Here is a 15,131-nt window from a genome sequence, read left to right as displayed (position 1 = left end):
GTCAGTCCACCGTGACGTAGTCGGGGCCGGAGTAGCGGCCGGTGCTGAGCTTCTGACGCTGCATCAGCAGGTCGTTGAGGAGGCTGGACGCGCCGAACCGGAACCAGTCGGCGGTCAGCCACTCCTCGCCCAGCGTCTCGTTGACCATCACCAGGTACTTGATCGCGTCCTTGGTCGTCCGGATGCCGCCGGCCGGCTTCACGCCGACCTGGACGCCGGTGGCCGCGCGGAAGTCCCGGACCGCCTCCAGCATCAGCAGCGTCACCGGGGGAGTGGCGTTCACCGCCACCTTGCCGGTCGAGGTCTTGATGAAGTCGGCGCCGGCCAGCATCGCCAGCCAGGACACCCGGCGCACGTTGTCGTACGTCTGGAGCTCACCGGTCTCGAAGATCACCTTCAGGTGGGCGGCGCTGCCGTCCGGGCGGGCGCACGCCTCCTTCACGGCCTTGATCTCCTCGAAGACCTCCAGATAGCGGCCGGAGAGGAAGGCGCCGCGGTCGATCACCATGTCGATCTCGTCGGCGCCGGCCGCCACCGCGTCCCGGGTGTCGGCCAGCTTCACCGGCAGCGCGGCCCGGCCCGCCGGGAAGGCGGTGGCGACCGAGGCCACGTGGACACCGGAGTCGCCGAGCGCGTCCTTGGCGGTGGCCACCATGTCCGGGTAGACGCAGATCGCGGCGACCTTGGGGGTGGTGCGGTCGGTGGGGTCGGGGTGGACGCCCTTGGCGCACAGCGCCCGGACCTTGCCGGGGGTGTCCGCGCCTTCGAGCGTCGTCAGGTCGATCATCGAGATGGCCAGGTCGATGGCGTACGCCTTGGCCGAGGTCTTGATCGAGCGGGTACCGAGCGTGGCGGCGCGGGCCTGCAGCCCTACCGCGTCGACGCCGGGGAGTCCGTGCAGGAAGCGGCGCAGCGCCCCGTCCGAGGCGGTCACGTCCGCCATCGTCGCCAGGCGCCCCGCGGCCTCTTTGCCGTATGCGGGAACAGTGGTGGGCATGGTCACGAGGGGAGCATATCTACGCGCGTAGCGTCCTGTCACCCCCTGGATCCGGACAGGGTTGGGGTGGGGGCGGGCCCCTAGGGGTGGTGGCGGGGGAGCGCCGGTGGGGCCGACTGCGGACCGGTCGGTGATCGCCTGGTGATCGCCGGGGGATCGCCTGGGGCGGATAGGGCGGCAGGAGCTGGGAAGAAGCGCAGGGATGCCGAGGGAGAGCGGACGGACGCGCGCCGGGAACGCGGGTGGCCGATGCCGGAAAAAGCGGACGGGTGGGCTTCTGTGGGCCATCTGTTACGAACCCGTGAGAACGCCATCAAGCGCGCTCCGTAATGTCTCTTCCGCCACACCGCCCCGGCCGCTCGACGGCCCGGCCCCCAGGGGCGGCGGCCCGCGCTTCCTCCGGCCCGTTCTTCCGCCGCTCCGTCTCTCGGTCGGCTCGTCCGGCCGGCTTCCGACCGATACGCCATGTCTTTCTTACGGGGAGTCGCCCATGTCCTCCTTCCTCTCGCGCCGCCGCCGGGCCCTCCGCGCCGCCGCGACCTCCGCCGCGGTCGCGGCCGCCGTCCTCGGGCCGGCCGCGGGGGCCTTCGCCGCTCCGGCGGCCGGTCCGGGCGGCGGGGCCGCTTCGGTGGCCGGGCCGACCGGCGGGGCCTCGTCGGTGGCCGGGCACGAGGCTGCCGGGCGTGACGCCGGTGCCGCCGGGAGCGGTACGTCCACCGGCAAGGCCGCTGACCAGGCCACCGCCAAGGCCGCCGACCATCCCTCCGCCGCCAAGGCCGCCGACCGCCCCTCCGCCGCCAAGCCGGTCCCGTCCCGTTACGCCGGCCGGCCCGTCTACCTGGGCAACGGCTACCTCGCCGTCCTCCGGAACGACCCGTCCGCCGGCGGCCCCGAGGCGTGGATCCGCTACGTCGGCCCCCACTGGAAGCCCGGCGACACCTACATGGTCCGGGTGATGGACGTCCTCAACCGCACGCACCGCACCGCCCACCTCGGCGGCCTGACCCTGCGCCTGCTCGACGCCACCGGCGCCGCCCCCACGCTCCAGGTCACCGGCCCGCAGGGCACCCGCACGTACGCCCTGCCCCGGTCCGCCAAGCCGGGCGCCGAGCCCGCCGGCCGGCCGAAGGACTGCACCGCGACCAAGCGGCAGGACATCGGCGCCGGGACGATGGCGGTGCTGACCAACGGGCCGAAGGGGCCGCGCGTCACCTTCGAGGCGGCGGGCGACCCCTCCGAGCGGCTGCCCTACGTCCTGGACCGCGAGCACCCCGTGATCCCCGAGAAGGCGGGCTTCGTGGCGAAGATCGTGGACGCCTACGGCCCCCGGCCCAAGCTCATCACCAACATGGAGGGCGGCGGCCACCCGGCCATGACCACCTCCTTCCCGCAGGCGCCGCAGGGCTGCTCCCTCCCGGTCGGCAAGGTCCCGGCGCACGGTGCGAAGGCCGCCACCGGGACCGCCACCGGGACCGCCGCCCGGACCGCCGCCACCGGTCACCAGACCACCCTCGTCCCCAAGGGTGCGGTCGCGGCCGGCGCGGAGGGCGTCGGCGACTCGGACCACACCCTCGTCGTCGCGGGCGGCGCGCTCGCCTCGGCCGGCGCCGCGGGCGTCGCGTTCGCCGTGCTGCGCCGCCGCCGGGACGCGGGCCGGCAGGTGTGAGCCGCGCTCCCCAGGGGCGCCGGGCAGGCCGCCGCACACTGGCGGCCTGCCTCCTCGCCCTGGCCCTCGGCACCACCCTGCTCGTCACCGGCCTCACACGAGAGGGCCGCCCCGCGAACGCCGCCCCACCGGTGCACCTGACCACCACCACCGCCGCCACCCCGCCCGGGACGGCCCCGGTACGCCCCTTGCCCGCCGCCCGGCCCGTCCGCGTACGCATCCCCGCCGCCGGTGTCGACACCGGGCCGGTCCTGGACCTCGGCCTGGCCGCCGACGGCACGGTCGAGGTGCCGCCGGTCCGGGACGCCGACCGCATCGGCTGGTACGACAAGGGCGTCACCCCCGGCGAGACCGGCCCCGCCGTCCTCATCGGCCACTACGACACCGTCCAGGGCCCCGCCGTCATGAAGAACGTCGCCCGCGTCCGGCCCGGCGACCGCGTCTACGTCGACCGCGCGGACGGCACCACGGCCGCCTTCGCCATCCGCGCCATCCAGCAGGTCGACAAGTCCCACTTCCCCACCCGCCAGGTCTACGGCGACACCCCGCGCCCCGAACTCCGCCTGATCACCTGCGGCGGCGACCTCCGCGCCGGCCACCGCCCCGACAACGTCATCCTCTACGCCGACCTCCTGCCGCAGGGCGCGTAACCGGGAGCCGCCCGGCCAGGGCGCGTAACCGGGGCCCGCACCGCCGGCCGTCGCCCGCATCGATGCCGTAACGCAATGTCCGCCATCCGGACAGTCAGGCAGAATCGGCGGCATGACGAGCCCGGAACGGTCCACCTCGCCCGCGCCGCAGTACGCGGAACGCAGCTACCGCTCACCGGCGGCCCTGGTCGGCGGCGCCCTGCTCATCCTGCTCGCCCTCTGGCTCGGGGTCGACGCGGTGCTGCGCGGCACCCCCACCGCCAAGATCACCGCGGTCTTCGCCCTGCTCCTCGTCGTCCCCCTGGTCGCCGCCTTCTCGCTGCGCCCCCAGGTCCGCGCGAACGACGACCGCCTCCTGGTGCGCAACCCGTTCCGTACGATCACCCTGCCCTGGTCCGCCGTCGAGGACCTGCGCGCGACCTTCACCGCCGAGGTCTTCACCAGCGAGGGCAAGTACCAGCTCTGGGCCGTCCCGGTCTCCCTCCGCCAGCGCAAGAAGGCGACCCGCCAGGCGGCCCGCGGCGCCAACCGCCCCCGCTTCGGCCTCACCGCCGACACCGGCCCGGTCCCCAAGGCCATGGCCGACCAGACCCTCGCCGACCTCCGCGACCTCAAGGACCGCGCCACCCACCGCGCATCCGCCCAGGGCACCCCGGAAGTCCGCTGGTCCTACGCCATCCTGGCCCCGGCCGCCATCGGCGCTGTGGGCCTGGCGGTGATGCTGCTCCTCTGATCCCCGCGCAGAAGACGAACGGCCCGCCCTCCACCCATCCGGAGAGGGCGGGCCGCCTTCCCTCACCGCGCGGGTGGCCCCTGCGCGGCACCCTTCAGGGAAGCGCCCGGGACGCTTCCCGCAGGGCGGACCGGCGCCGCGAGCTGGGCCCGTGGGCCCGTAGGGGCAGCGCGCTGCCGCTGCTCGGGGCTCGGCCGGTCGGGGGAGTCCTGGGCGGGCGGGAGTTCCTCGTCCTCCTCGCCCGCCGGGTCGTCGTCGTCCGCCTCGGCCGCGCCCTCCAGCAGGAGCAGGCGCGCTCCCCGGCTCGCCGAGACGCGGTGGACGTTGATCAGATGGGTGTTCAACTCGACGGCCAGCCAGTGCAGTTCGCCGGGTGTCCAGGTCCGGTCGGCGAGGATGCGGCGGGCTTCCTCGATGAGGTCGGCGGCCGCGTCCATCTGCTCGGCCTCCACCCGGTCGGCGAGGCGGGTCGGCGAGGCGTGAGACGTAGCCGGTCCCGGTGCCGCCGAGGAGGTAGCACGGGTTCCCGTCCGGACTGGTCCACGGGAGGAGGCGGGCGGTGTCCAGCGGGTTCGTGGCGTGATCTCGCGCGGCAGCATGGGGCATGTCGTCGACTCCCTGTGCGTGGATGGCCGGCCCCGGGCCGGTCGTACGGTCGCGCGGGGGCAAGGCTGTGCGTGGCCGCCGGGTGGGCTGCTCCGGCTGAGTGAACTAGTTCAGTATCGGAGTGGCCGAAGCACTCGCGCTACGGATCCGAGTGCCCTAGTGTGCTGAGCGTCATCGATTCCCAACTGGCGTGAGGGGCGCGGGAGATGGCCGGTACGAAAACATTCACGAAGATCTCCGATCACTTCCGGGAACGGATCCTGTCGGGTGATCTGGAGCCGGGGGCGAAGCTGCCGACGAACCGGGAGATCTCGGGGCAGTGGCAGGTGGCCGCCGCCACGGTGTCCCGGGCTCTTCAGGCGCTCCAGGTCGAGGGCTACATCCGGACCACTCCACGGGGTACGTACGTCGCCGACGACCCGGTGTGGACGCTGTCGGCGCGCGACCGGCTCGCCCGGGTCCAGCGGGTGAAATCGTTCCTCGCGGACGGCGAGACGAGCCGGGTTACGGCGGCCGAGCTGGTGACGCCGCCCCTGTACGTGGCCGAGATCTTCGATCTGGACACGGGGGACCAGGTGGTGCGCCGGGAGTGGCTGGCGGGGCGGGGCAAGACCCGTACGGTCTTCGCGGTGACGTGGTACCCGGCGCCGTTCGCCGCCCTCGTCCCGGATCTGCTGAACATCGCGCCGGGGCGCAACCACGGTCTGTCCGCGCGGGTGCTGGAGGCCACCGGGCGCACCATCACGCACGCCAGGGACGACATGCACGCCCGGACCGCCGACGCGCGCGAGGCGAGCGCCCTGGGCCTCCCCGTGGGCGCCCCGATCCTCGCGGGCGCGCACCGCTGGTCCGATGGCGAGGGCGTCATCGAGTACGGCGAGTGGTGCCTGCCGCCCCGGTTCACGATCGGGTACGAGTACCAGCCGTGAATCGGCGAGGGCCGGAGTCCCCTGGGCCCGGCTCTCGATGCGTGCCTTCGGCGAAAGGCCCGCCCCGATCGCCGTCCCCGTCTACGTCCTCGTCCTCGTTCGGGTCCGGATCGCTCTCCCATAGGAGCAGGCGCGCTCCCCGGCTCGCCGAGACGCGGTGGACGTTGATCAGGTGGGTGTTCAACTCGACGGCCAGCCAGTGCAGTTCGCCGGGTGTCCAGATCCGGTCGGCGAGGATGCGGCGGGCTTCCTCGATGAGGTCGGCGGCCGCGTCCATCTGCTCGGCCTCCACCCGGTCGGCGAGGCGTGAGAGGTCGGCGAGGCGTGAGACGTAGCCGGTCCCGGTGCCGCCGAGGAGGTAGCACGGGTTCCCGTCCGGACTGGTCCACGGGAGGAGGCGGGCGGTGTCCATGGGGTTCACGGGGTCCGTGGGGCGGTCGTTTGTGAGGGCGCGGGTCATGTCGACAACTCCTCGCGCGGCGCCGCTCGCATGACGTGCAGGAAGCCGCCGGCCTGCTCGATCTCGCGGGCGACCCGGTCGTACTCCTCCGTCGTGGCGGAGACCATCGAACGCTGTGCCGTGACCACCGCCCCGGCCGCGCCGGAGCTGATGTGACCGACCGCCTGCCGGAACCCGGGCCGGTCCTCCGGCGGCAGCGGCCCCGCCTCGTCCACGATCACCGCCGCGATCTCCCAGCAGAACGCGTCGGCGTACTCGGCGCATTCCGTGCGTAAGCGGTCGAGCGATACGGCGGGGAGGCGACAGAGGTAGATCACGCAGCGGAAGCGGCCGAACGGCGTGCTCCCGGGAGGGGTTGCGGCCTCTCCCGGAGCGACGCCCGCCGCCGCGTCCGCGAGGGCCCGCCGCCGCCGTGCGTCGCCCTCGGACCGGCGGGCCACCGGGGGCCGCCACCGCGGCCCGCGCTCAGTATTGACCATGCCCTCATCGTGTCCGCGTGGTCACGCAAGGTGAAGTGATGCGGCGTAGGGCGAGCTGAGGACGCCGGGTCAGTTGTCGTACGCCGCATAGGACTTACGCGATCAGTGGCACGCCGATGAGTTCGCTGATGCTGCGCACACGCGCCACGGACACCTTGGCGAGGCGCTTTCCGATGACGCCGGGGAGCGCCTGGTGCCTGACCCACTGCGGGGCGTCGAGGGCCACCTCGGTCAGGGTGTCGGCGGACCGGTCGTAGAGGCCGGCCATGCACTGCGCGAGAGCGACGTCGAGTTTGTACCTGTTGCGCGCGACCTTCGACATGGTCCGGGGGAGCTTCTGCATCTCGGGCTCGTCGGCCAGCTTGAGGGCGCGCCCGTAGTTCTTCACCGCGACCTGGATGCCAACCGCTTCGGTCTTCGCGGCCGTTGGGCCGAAGTGGGTCCCGTAGAGCTTCTCGTCGCGGCCGAGCCGTGCCGCGGCGGCGAGCGCCTGCGACAGGTAGTCGTCCGCCGCGTGCTCGTCCTCCCGCCTCGACGCGGCGACGGCTGCGGAGATCATGAGGCGGCCATAGGCGAGGAGTTCGGGGCGTGCGGGCTTGCTGAACGATGGTTCGATCGCCAGTGCGGCCCGCTCGGCCACCGCGACCGCCCGGGGCGTCTTGGCGCTGCGCAGATAGATCCACGACAGCGTGGACTCCAACAGCGCCGAGACCACGGGATCACCGGCCTCCTTGGCCAGGTGCTTGGCCGAGGTGAGGGCGCTCAGCGCCAGATCGCGCTTGCCGAAGCCGTTCGCGCAGGAGGCGGCGACTCGGTACGTGCTCGCCAGGACGAGTGCCAGTTGCTCGCGCTCGAACCCCGTGGCGCTGTTGAAGCGGACCTGGCCTTCCATGAGCACCTTTGATGCCAGGCTGCTCACCTTCGCGCTGTCGCTGGCCCAGTAGGCGGCCCAGGCCAGATCGCGCGCCTTGGACAGCTCGCCGAGCGTGCTGGGATCGCCGACGCCTTCCCATTCCCCGAGCGCGCTGTCGTGCACGGCCTCGGACAAGTGGTGCAGTGCGGCGCGGTCGTCGCGGTTCATTCCCCGGCGCGGCGCCTGCTGTCCCAGGATCACCGCGACATCCGTCTTGAGCGCGGCGGCGAACTTGAGCAGGGAGCCGACGGACAGCTCGCCGCGGTCCTGTTCGGCCTTCTGTACGAGGGCGAGTGAGACGCCCGCGGCCTCGGCGAGCCCCTGCTGCGTCAGATCGGAGCCCCGCAGATGCTTGATGCGCTTGCCTGTTGACAGGTCTGCCCAGTTGCTCACGATCACCTCGGTGGGTCGGCTCGGGCTCAGTGGCTGTATCCCGATGGTAGGGCGCTCCACTGACACTCAGGGGTGAACGGAACTCCGTACTGGGAGGAGTGCGGGGGCGGCATGTGCCGGTTTCGTGAAACGGCGAGGGCCGGACCCGTACGAGTCCGGCCCTCGGCGCGACGCGAGGTGACGTGGCGTCAGATGCCTGCCGCGGTCGACAGGTCGCGCTTGATCGCGGTCAAGGTGGTCGTCGCCTTTTCGCGGGCGGACGGCAGGGACTTGGCGTCGGGGACCGGGACGACGACCTCCAGGTAGCACTTGAGCTTGGGCTCGGTGCCGCTGGGGCGGACGACGACGCGGGCGGCCTCGATGCCGTCGGCCGGGGAGCCCGCCAGGTAGTAGCGCAGGCCGTCGGTGGGCGGGAGGGCGGGGCTGCCCTCGTTGAGGTCGTCGGCGCGGGTGACGGACAGGCCCGCCAGCGCCGCCGGGGGCTGGGCGCGCAGGCGAGCCATCGCGTCCGCGATCAGCGACAGGTCGTCGACCCGGACCGAGAGCTGGTCGGTGGCGTGCAGGCCGAACTCCACGGCCAGCTCGTCGAGGAGGTCGGACAGGCCGCGGCCGTCCCGCTTCAGCTCGGCGGCCAGTTCGGCGATCAGCAGCGCGGCGGTGATGCCGTCCTTGTCGCGGACGCCCTCGGGGTCGACGCAGTAGCCCAGCGCCTCCTCGTAGGCGTAGCGCAGGCCGTCGACCCGGGCCAGCCACTTGAAGCCGGTGAGGGTCTCGGTGTACGGGAGGTCCGCGCCGGCGGCGATGCGGGACATCAGCTGCGACGAGACGATCGTGGTGGCGAACGTGCCGGCGGCGCCCTTGCGGACCAGGTGGGCGGCGAGCAGCGCGCCGACCTCGTCACCGCGCAGCATCCGCCAGCCCTCGGGCGTACCGGGGGCGGGGACGGCGACGGCGCAGCGGTCCGCGTCCGGGTCGTTGGCGATGATGATGTCGACGCTGTCCGGACCGGCCGCGCGCGCGGTGGCGAAGGCGAGGTCCATCGCGCCCGGTTCCTCGGGGTTGGGGAACGCGACCGTGGGGAACGCCGGGTCCGGGTCGGCCTGTTCGGCGACGACCGTGGGCGCCGGGAAGCCGGCCCGCGCGAAGGCGGCGGTGAGGGTGTCCCGGCCGACGCCGTGCATCGGGGTGTAGACGACGGAGAGGTCGCGCGGGGAGCCGGGGGTCAGCACCGCGTCGGTGCGCTCCAGGTAGGCGGTCAGGACCGCGTCGTCCAGAATGTCCCAGCCGGACTCCGGGCGCGGTACGTCGGCCAGCGAGCGGACGGCGGCGATCCGCTCGGCGATACCGGCGTCCGCGGGCGGCACGATCTGCGAGCCGTCGCCCAGGTAGACCTTGTAGCCGTTGTCCCGCGGCGGGTTGTGGCTGGCGGTCACCTCGACACCGGCCACCGCGCCCAGGTGGCGGATGGCGAACGCCAGGACGGGCGTGGGCAGCGGGCGCGGCAGGAGCGCGGCGCGCAGGCCCGCGCCGACCATGACGGCCGCGGTGTCCCGCGCGAAGTCGGCGCTCTTGTAGCGGGCGTCGTAGCCGATGACCACCAGGCCGTCGCCCTGGCCGGTGTCCTTGAGGTACGCGGCGAGCCCGGCCGCGGCCCGGATGACCACCGCGCGGTTCATCCGCATCGGCCCGGCGCCCAGCTCACCGCGCAGTCCGGCGGTGCCGAACTGCAGGGTGCCGGCGAACCGGGCCGCCAGCTCGTCGTGCCGGCCGGCGTCGATGAGCCCGGCCAGCTCGTCCCGGGTCTCCGGGTCGGGGTCCTCGGCCAGCCACGCCTGGGCCCGGCCGATCAGCTCCGCGGGAACGGTAGCCACGTGATGCTCCTGCCTGTGGGTGCGTTGGGGGGATGCCTGCGGGCCCGGCCGCCCGGTGGGGGCGCGCCCGCCGGATCCGTCGCCGGCCCGCGCCGGCAGCGGGATCCTGCCGCCCGGGACGGTCCGCCGGTCCGTACGGCGGCCGGTTCCGGCCAGGGCCGGGTCCGGCCGTACGGGGGTTCCGGACCCTGGCGGCGTAGCGGATCCGCCGGCGTCCGGGGTGACGGATCAGATCTTGCCGAGGACCTCGCCGAGCAGCGCGCCCATCCGGGTCGCCGAGTCGCGGCCCGCCTGGAGCACCTCCTCGTGGTTCAGCGGCTCGCCCGTCATGCCGGCGGCGAGGTTGGTGACCAGGGAGAGGCCCAGCACCTCGGCGCCCGCCTCACGGGCGGCGATCGCCTCCAGGACGGTGGACATGCCGACCAGGTCCGCGCCCAGGGTGCGGATCATGCGGATCTCGGCCGGGGTCTCGTAGTGCGGGCCGGGGAACTGGACGTAGACGCCCTCCTCCAGGCTCGGGTCGACCTCCTTGCACAGCGCGCGCAGCCGCGGCGAGTACAGGTCGGTCAGGTCGACGAAGTTCGCGCCGGCGATCGGGGAGGTGGCGGTGAGGTTCAGGTGGTCGCTGATCAGCACCGGCTGGCCGGGGCGCATGCCCTCGCGCAGACCGCCGCAGCCGTTGGTGAGCACGACGGTCTTGCAGCCCGCGGCGACGGCGGTGCGGACGCCGTGCGCGACGGCGGCGACCCCGCGGCCCTCGTAGTAGTGGGTGCGGCCCAGGAAGACCAGGGCGCGCTTCTCGCCGATCGCGTACGACCGGATCTTGCCGCCGTGGCCGGCGACGGCCGGCGGCGGGAAGCCGGGCAGCTCGGTGACGGGGAACTCGTGCTCGGGGGCGCCCAGCGCCTCGGCGGCGGGGGCCCAGCCCGAGCCCATGACCAGGGCGACGTCGTGGGTCTCGGCGCCGGTGAGCTCGCGGAGGCGGGCGGCCGCGGCGTCGGCGGCGCCCTTCGGGTCGATGTCGGGGGTAATGGTTGCGTTCACGCGGACGAGGGTAGCCGGTAATCCCCTACGCGCGTAGATGTCGCTGCCCACGGGCCTGCGGAGGTGCCTTTGTGGCTTCTGCCAAACGGCTGCGGCGCGGCCCCCGGGGCGCCCGGGCGGCGGCCGGTCAGCAGGGGCGCTTGCGGATCTCCATGACGTAGTCGTGCGGGGCGCCCGCGGACTCCGCGGCGTCGGCGATCTCGCCCAGATAGCGCGCCGAGGGCAGACCGCCCTCGTAGCCGTTGAGGACGTAGATCCACGCCGCCTCGTCGCCGTCGAGGGTGTGCGCGCGGACCCGCATCCGGCGGTATATGCCCAGGCCGACGCCTTCCCAGCGGTCCATGGACTCCTCGTCCATCGGGGCGATGTCGTAGAGCGCGACGAAGAGCTGGGAGGCGGGGTCCTCGACCACCGTCGCCAGCGCGCCCTCCCAGCCCATCTGCTCGCCGCCGAACGTGAGCCGCCAGCCGTTCAGCCAGCCGGTGCCGCGCAGCGGGGAGTGCGGTGCGCGGCGGGACATCAGCCGCGCGTCGAGGTTGCCGGCGTACGCGGCGTAGAGCGACATGCTTCTGAGGGTACGGGAGGTTCCCCGTTGGGCTCGTGGTACCGGAGGTTCGTACAACCGGCTGGCGAGAGCACGTGACCGGCGCCCGCCGGGCGGGGCCCGCGCCCCCGGGGGAGAGGCACCGGTGGGCGTGCGGGACAATGGAGTACGTGACTCGGATCGTGATCATCGGTGGTGGACCCGGCGGATACGAAGCGGCCCTGGTGGCGGCCTCGCTCGGCGCGGAGGTGACCGTCGTCGACTGCGACGGTCTGGGCGGGGCGTCGGTACTGACCGACTGCGTGCCCTCGAAGACTCTTATCGCCACGGCCGAGGTGATGACGACGTTCGACTCCTCCTACGAGGAGCTGGGCATCATCGTCGAGGACGACACGCCGTACAAGGACCGCCCGGCGCGGGTGGTCGGCGTCGATCTGGGCAAGGTCAACCGCCGGGTCAAGCGCCTGGCGCTGGCCCAGTCGCACGACATCACCGCGTCGGTCACCCGGGCCGGCGGCCGGGTGATGCGCGGCCGCGGCCGGCTGGAGCCGGGCCAGGCCCCGGACGGTTCGCGCAAGGTCACGGTCACCGCCGCGGACGGCACCACCGAGGGCCTGATCGCCGACGCCGTGCTGATCGCCACCGGTGCCCACCCGCGCGAGATCCCCGACGCCCAGCCGGACGGCGAGCGGATCCTGAACTGGACGCAGGTCTACGACCTCACCGAGCTGCCCGAGGAACTGATCGTCGTCGGCTCCGGTGTCACCGGCGCCGAGTTCGCCGGTGCCTACCAGGCGCTCGGCTCCCGCGTCACCCTGGTCTCCTCGCGCGACCGCGTGCTGCCCGGTGAGGACCCGGACGCCGCCGCCGTCCTGGAGGACGTCTTCCGCCGCCGGGGGATGAACGTCATGGCGCGCTCCCGGGCGCAGTCCGTCAAGCGGGTCGGCGACCGCGTCGAGGTCACCCTCGCCGACGGCCGGACGATCTCCGGGTCGCACTGCCTGATGGCGGTCGGCTCGATCCCGAACACGGCCGGCATCGGCCTGGAGGGCGCCGGCGTCAGGCTGAAGGAATCCGGTCACATCTGGACGGACAAGGTCTCCCGGACGACCGCCCCCGGCGTCTACGCGGCCGGCGACTGCACCGGCGTGTTCGCGCTGGCGTCGGTCGCCGCGATGCAGGGCCGGATCGCGATGTACCACTTCCTCGGCGACGCGGTCACCCCGCTGAACCTCAAGACCGTCTCCGCGAACGTCTTCACCGACCCCGAGATCGCCACCGTCGGCTACTCCCAGGCCGATATCGACAACGGCGTGATCGACGCCCGGGCGGTCAAGCTCCCGCTGCTGCGCAACCCGCGCGCCAAGATGCAGGGCATCCGCGACGGCTTCGTGAAGCTCTTCTGCCGCCCCGGTACGGGCATCGTCGTGGGCGGTGTGGTGGTCTCGCCGCGGGCCAGCGAGCTGATCCACCCGATCTCGCTCGCGGTGGACAACAACCTCACGGTCGAGCAGATCGCCAGCGCCTTCACCGTCTACCCGTCGCTGTCCGGCTCGATCGCCGAGGTCGCCCGCCAGCTGCACACCCGCAAGGCCGCAGGGGAGTGACGCCGGGCCCCGCACGGGCCCAAGGAAGCCCCGCACGGGCCCATGGAATATTTGTGCCCACGGTGGGCACTTGGGGTGAAACGGTCCTGCACGGTCGGGTCGGGACATCTCGCCCCGGGAGGCCGCGGTCGGCCCGGGGCGGGCGCAACTGACCAGGTCCCGGGCGGGTTTGGGCACGCTCCGTAACGGGGATCGAGGCATGTGCACGCCGCATACCACGTAATGCGTTGCCGTGTGAACAACTTCCGTTAATTGGTGCAACCTGCTGAAAACAGACGGTCGTTGGCGTTACTGTCAGTTTCGTGTTCGCTGCAGAACGTCGCCAATTGATCCTAGAAATGGTGCGGGCCAATGGAGCGGTTTCGCTCCGTGAGCTCGCCCGCGTCGTCCAGACCTCCGAAGTGACCGTACGGCGCGATGTGCGGGCGCTGGAGGCCGAGGGGCTGCTGGACCGCCGGCACGGCGGTGCGGTGCTGCCCGGAGGCTTCACCCGGGAGTCCGGCTTCCCGCAGAAGTCGCATCTCGCCACGGCCGAGAAGACGGCCATCGCCGACCTCGCGGCCGGATTCGTCGAGGAGGGCGAGGCCATCGTCGTCGGCGCCGGGACCACCACCCAGGAGCTGGCCCGCCGGCTCGCCCGGGTGCCCGGCCTGACCGTCGTCACCAACTCCCTCCTGGTCGCCCAGGCCCTCGCGCACGCCAACCGCGTCGAGGTGGTGATGACCGGCGGGACCCTGCGCGGGTCCAACTACGCGCTGGTCGGCAGCGGGGCCGAGCAGTCGCTCCAGGGGCTGCGGGTCTCGCGCGCCTTCCTCTCGGGCAGCGGTCTGACCGCCGAGCGGGGCCTGTCCACGTCCAACATGCTCTCGGCCAGCGTCGACCGGGCGCTGGTGCAGGCGGCGGGGGAGGTGGTGGTGCTCGCCGACCACACCAAACTCGGCTCCGACACGATGTTCCAGACCGTGCCGACGGACGTGATCACCCGGCTCGTGACCGACGAGCCGCCCGCCCACGACGAACGGGCCGCGACCGAGCTCCAGGCGCTGGCCGACCAGGGCGTCCAGATCGCCGTGGCCGGCGGTTCGCCCGGCGGCCAGGCACCGGACCGTCCGGGCCTGGACGCCGCCCCCCAGGAGCGCCGGGGCCCGCGGCGGGACGTGCCGCTGCCGGGCCAGCGCCGCAGCCACCCGGGCGCGCCCGGCGCGCCGCAGCTCCGCCCGGCGGGGTCGCTGGGGGACGGGCGGGTGGCGGACCTGGCGCCGCGGAGACGGTGAGGCCGCCGGGGCGGCGGTGAGGTCCCCGGGGTGGGCGGTCCGGGCGGGCCGGGTGCGTAACGGCCCGCCGGGGCGCGGCGCACCGGGGCATGGCCCACTGGGCCACGGCCCATCGGGACGGCCTCAGGCCCCGGTGCCGGAGGCTCCCGCCCCTGTGGCCGCCTCCGCGCACCCGTCCCCGGATCCCGCCTCCGCCTTCAGCCCCCGCAGCGTCAGCGTCAGCAGCCGGTCGGCGAGCTCCGGATCGTCCGGGGACTCCTCGGCGGCCAGCGCGATGCCGTTGATCAGCTGCATCAGATCGCCGATCGAGACGTCCCGGCGCACCGCCCCGGCCCGCTGCGCGCGGGCCAGCAGCGCCGCGCCGGCCTCGCCCAGCGGCACACTGCACCGCGCCATCCCCGACGTCTCGTCCGCCGACGCGGTCATCAGCGCCCGCGACAGGCCCCGGTACGTACTCGCGTGCGTGATCAGCGTGCGCAGCCAGTCGACCAGCGCGGTGCACGGCTGCGGGGCGTCGGCCAGCTCCCGGGCGTAGCCGATCAGCGCCTCCACCTCGCCCTGGAAGACCGCGCCCATCAGCGCGGTGCGGTTGGGGAAGTGCCGGTAGAGGGTGCCGATGCCGACACCGGCGCGGCGCGCGATGTCCTCCAGCGAGGTGTCCGTGCCGTGTTCGGTGAACGCCGTACGGGCCTCGGCGAGCAGCCGCTCGTAGTTCCGGCGCGCGTCGGCCCGCATGGGGCGCGCCGCGGCCGCCCCCGCCGGTGCGTGCCCCGCAGCGGCCCGCTCCGCCCGCTGCCCTGCCGTCTCGGTCGCCATCGCCCGTCCTTCCTCGGTCCGCTCCGGTCCTGGGCCCCGCAGCGCACGCCCGGCCGCCGCGCTCCCGGCGAACGACACGCCGGCAGGACCCGGACCGGATGCGTCCAGGATGCCATCGCACCACCGGCCCGCGGGCCGCCCGTCCACCC

The 15,131-nt window shown here is 73.6% G+C and carries 15 protein-coding genes; 6 read left to right on the top strand and 9 right to left on the bottom strand.

Annotation, left to right across the window (positions count from 1 at the left end; genetic code table 11):
• Nucleotide 1: 1 nt before the first annotated feature.
• The gene (gene deoC / locus ADL22_RS17865; RefSeq protein ID WP_199836327.1) at nt 2-997 is read right to left on the bottom strand and encodes a deoxyribose-phosphate aldolase; all 996 of its coding nucleotides are present in this window, start codon (nt 995-997) and stop codon (nt 2-4) included.
• A gap of 490 nt (nt 998-1,487) precedes the next feature.
• Here deoC and ADL22_RS35775 point away from each other — a divergent pair, with 490 nt between their 5' ends.
• The 3 genes from ADL22_RS35775 (at nt 1,488) to ADL22_RS17850 (ending at nt 4,046) form a co-directional block, all read left to right on the top strand.
• The gene (locus ADL22_RS35775; protein WP_066980116.1) at nt 1,488-2,663 is read left to right on the top strand and encodes a hypothetical protein; all 1,176 of its coding nucleotides are present in this window, start codon (nt 1,488-1,490) and stop codon (nt 2,661-2,663) included.
• Nucleotides 2,660-3,313, top strand: coding sequence for a class F sortase (locus tag ADL22_RS17855; RefSeq protein WP_066980114.1), 654 nt, complete (start codon nt 2,660-2,662; stop codon nt 3,311-3,313). The genes ADL22_RS35775 and ADL22_RS17855 overlap by 4 nt, the downstream gene beginning before the upstream one ends.
• Before the next feature lie 112 nt (nt 3,314-3,425).
• Nucleotides 3,426-4,046: a PH domain-containing protein gene (locus ADL22_RS17850; RefSeq protein WP_066980111.1), complete on the top strand. Its 621-nt coding sequence runs from the start codon at nt 3,426-3,428 to the stop codon at nt 4,044-4,046.
• Between the two features lie 62 nt (nt 4,047-4,108).
• Here the strand turns inward: ADL22_RS17850 and ADL22_RS36830 are convergent, their stop codons facing one another.
• Nucleotides 4,109-4,483: a hypothetical protein gene (locus ADL22_RS36830; RefSeq protein WP_066980108.1), complete on the bottom strand. Its 375-nt coding sequence runs from the start codon at nt 4,481-4,483 to the stop codon at nt 4,109-4,111.
• A 375-nt stretch (nt 4,484-4,858) separates the two neighbouring features.
• On the opposite strand from ADL22_RS36830, the gene ADL22_RS17840 reads away from it, so the two are divergent.
• Nucleotides 4,859-5,581: a GntR family transcriptional regulator gene (locus tag ADL22_RS17840; RefSeq protein ID WP_066980106.1), complete on the top strand. Its 723-nt coding sequence runs from the start codon at nt 4,859-4,861 to the stop codon at nt 5,579-5,581.
• Here ADL22_RS17840 and ADL22_RS36825 read toward each other — a convergent pair.
• The 6 genes from ADL22_RS36825 to ADL22_RS17810 all read right to left on the bottom strand — a co-directional run bounded on the left by ADL22_RS36825 (nt 5,553) and on the right by ADL22_RS17810 (nt 11,306).
• Complete coding sequence (locus ADL22_RS36825; RefSeq protein WP_324615572.1) at nt 5,553-6,041, bottom strand: hypothetical protein; 489 nt, start codon at nt 6,039-6,041, stop codon at nt 5,553-5,555. The two genes, ADL22_RS17840 and ADL22_RS36825, sit on opposite strands and share 29 nt — an antisense overlap.
• On the bottom strand, nt 6,038-6,520 hold the full coding sequence (locus ADL22_RS17830; protein ID WP_066980103.1) for a hypothetical protein: 483 nt from the start codon (nt 6,518-6,520) through the stop codon (nt 6,038-6,040). Before ADL22_RS17830 ends, ADL22_RS36825 begins: the two co-directional genes overlap by 4 nt.
• 94 nt (nt 6,521-6,614) lie before the next feature.
• Nucleotides 6,615-7,826, bottom strand: coding sequence for a helix-turn-helix domain-containing protein (locus ADL22_RS17825; protein WP_066980177.1), 1,212 nt, complete (start codon nt 7,824-7,826; stop codon nt 6,615-6,617).
• Nucleotides 7,827-8,014: 188 nt separating this feature from the next.
• Nucleotides 8,015-9,697, bottom strand: a complete 1,683-nt coding sequence (locus tag ADL22_RS17820) for a phospho-sugar mutase (protein ID WP_066980099.1) — start codon at nt 9,695-9,697, stop codon at nt 8,015-8,017.
• Nucleotides 9,698-9,925: 228 nt separating this feature from the next.
• Nucleotides 9,926-10,741 (bottom strand): purine-nucleoside phosphorylase, encoded by an 816-nt coding sequence (locus tag ADL22_RS17815; RefSeq protein WP_066980097.1) that lies wholly within the window; start codon nt 10,739-10,741, stop codon nt 9,926-9,928.
• A 127-nt stretch (nt 10,742-10,868) separates the two neighbouring features.
• Nucleotides 10,869-11,306, bottom strand: coding sequence for a gamma-glutamylcyclotransferase (locus ADL22_RS17810; protein WP_066980095.1), 438 nt, complete (start codon nt 11,304-11,306; stop codon nt 10,869-10,871).
• Between the two features lie 140 nt (nt 11,307-11,446).
• Between ADL22_RS17810 and ADL22_RS17805 the strand changes: the two genes are divergently transcribed.
• Both ADL22_RS17805 and ADL22_RS17800 read left to right on the top strand, forming a co-directional pair.
• Entirely contained in the window at nt 11,447-12,892 is a 1,446-nt protein-coding gene (locus ADL22_RS17805) for an NAD(P)H-quinone dehydrogenase (RefSeq protein WP_066980092.1), read from the top strand.
• Between the two features lie 302 nt (nt 12,893-13,194).
• Nucleotides 13,195-14,166 carry a DeoR/GlpR family DNA-binding transcription regulator gene (locus ADL22_RS17800; protein WP_079064227.1) on the top strand — a complete coding sequence of 324 codons (972 nt, stop codon included), beginning with the start codon at nt 13,195-13,197 and terminating at the stop codon, nt 14,164-14,166.
• A 123-nt stretch (nt 14,167-14,289) separates the two neighbouring features.
• Here ADL22_RS17800 and ADL22_RS17795 read toward each other — a convergent pair whose 3' ends face one another.
• Nucleotides 14,290-14,982 carry a TetR/AcrR family transcriptional regulator gene (locus tag ADL22_RS17795; protein WP_066980086.1) on the bottom strand — a complete coding sequence of 231 codons (693 nt, stop codon included), beginning with the start codon at nt 14,980-14,982 and terminating at the stop codon, nt 14,290-14,292.
• Nucleotides 14,983-15,131: the final 149 nt, after the last annotated feature.

Origin of the sequence: Streptomyces sp. NRRL F-4489, assembly GCF_001509485.1 — a bacterium.
Lineage (GTDB): Bacteria > Actinomycetota > Actinomycetes > Streptomycetales > Streptomycetaceae > Streptomyces.
Note: the sequence above shows the minus strand (reverse complement) of the source record. Positions and strands in the feature narration are given on the sequence as shown.

Coding starts and splice junctions, on each gene's coding strand:
- deoC (WP_199836327.1), bottom strand. CDS start 997: ATGCCCACCACTGTTCCCGCATACGGCAAAGAGGCCGCGGGGCGCCTG.
- ADL22_RS35775 (WP_066980116.1), top strand. CDS start 1,488: ATGTCCTCCTTCCTCTCGCGCCGCCGCCGGGCCCTCCGCGCCGCCGCG.
- ADL22_RS17850 (WP_066980111.1), top strand. CDS start 3,426: ATGACGAGCCCGGAACGGTCCACCTCGCCCGCGCCGCAGTACGCGGAA.
- ADL22_RS36830 (WP_066980108.1), bottom strand. CDS start 4,483: ATGGACGCGGCCGCCGACCTCATCGAGGAAGCCCGCCGCATCCTCGCC.
- ADL22_RS17840 (WP_066980106.1), top strand. CDS start 4,859: ATGGCCGGTACGAAAACATTCACGAAGATCTCCGATCACTTCCGGGAA.
- ADL22_RS36825 (WP_324615572.1), bottom strand. CDS start 6,041: ATGACCCGCGCCCTCACAAACGACCGCCCCACGGACCCCGTGAACCCC.
- ADL22_RS17830 (WP_066980103.1), bottom strand. CDS start 6,520: ATGGTCAATACTGAGCGCGGGCCGCGGTGGCGGCCCCCGGTGGCCCGC.
- ADL22_RS17810 (WP_066980095.1), bottom strand. CDS start 11,306: ATGTCGCTCTACGCCGCGTACGCCGGCAACCTCGACGCGCGGCTGATG.
- ADL22_RS17805 (WP_066980092.1), top strand. CDS start 11,447: ATGGAGTACGTGACTCGGATCGTGATCATCGGTGGTGGACCCGGCGGA.
- ADL22_RS17795 (WP_066980086.1), bottom strand. CDS start 14,982: ATGGCGACCGAGACGGCAGGGCAGCGGGCGGAGCGGGCCGCTGCGGGG.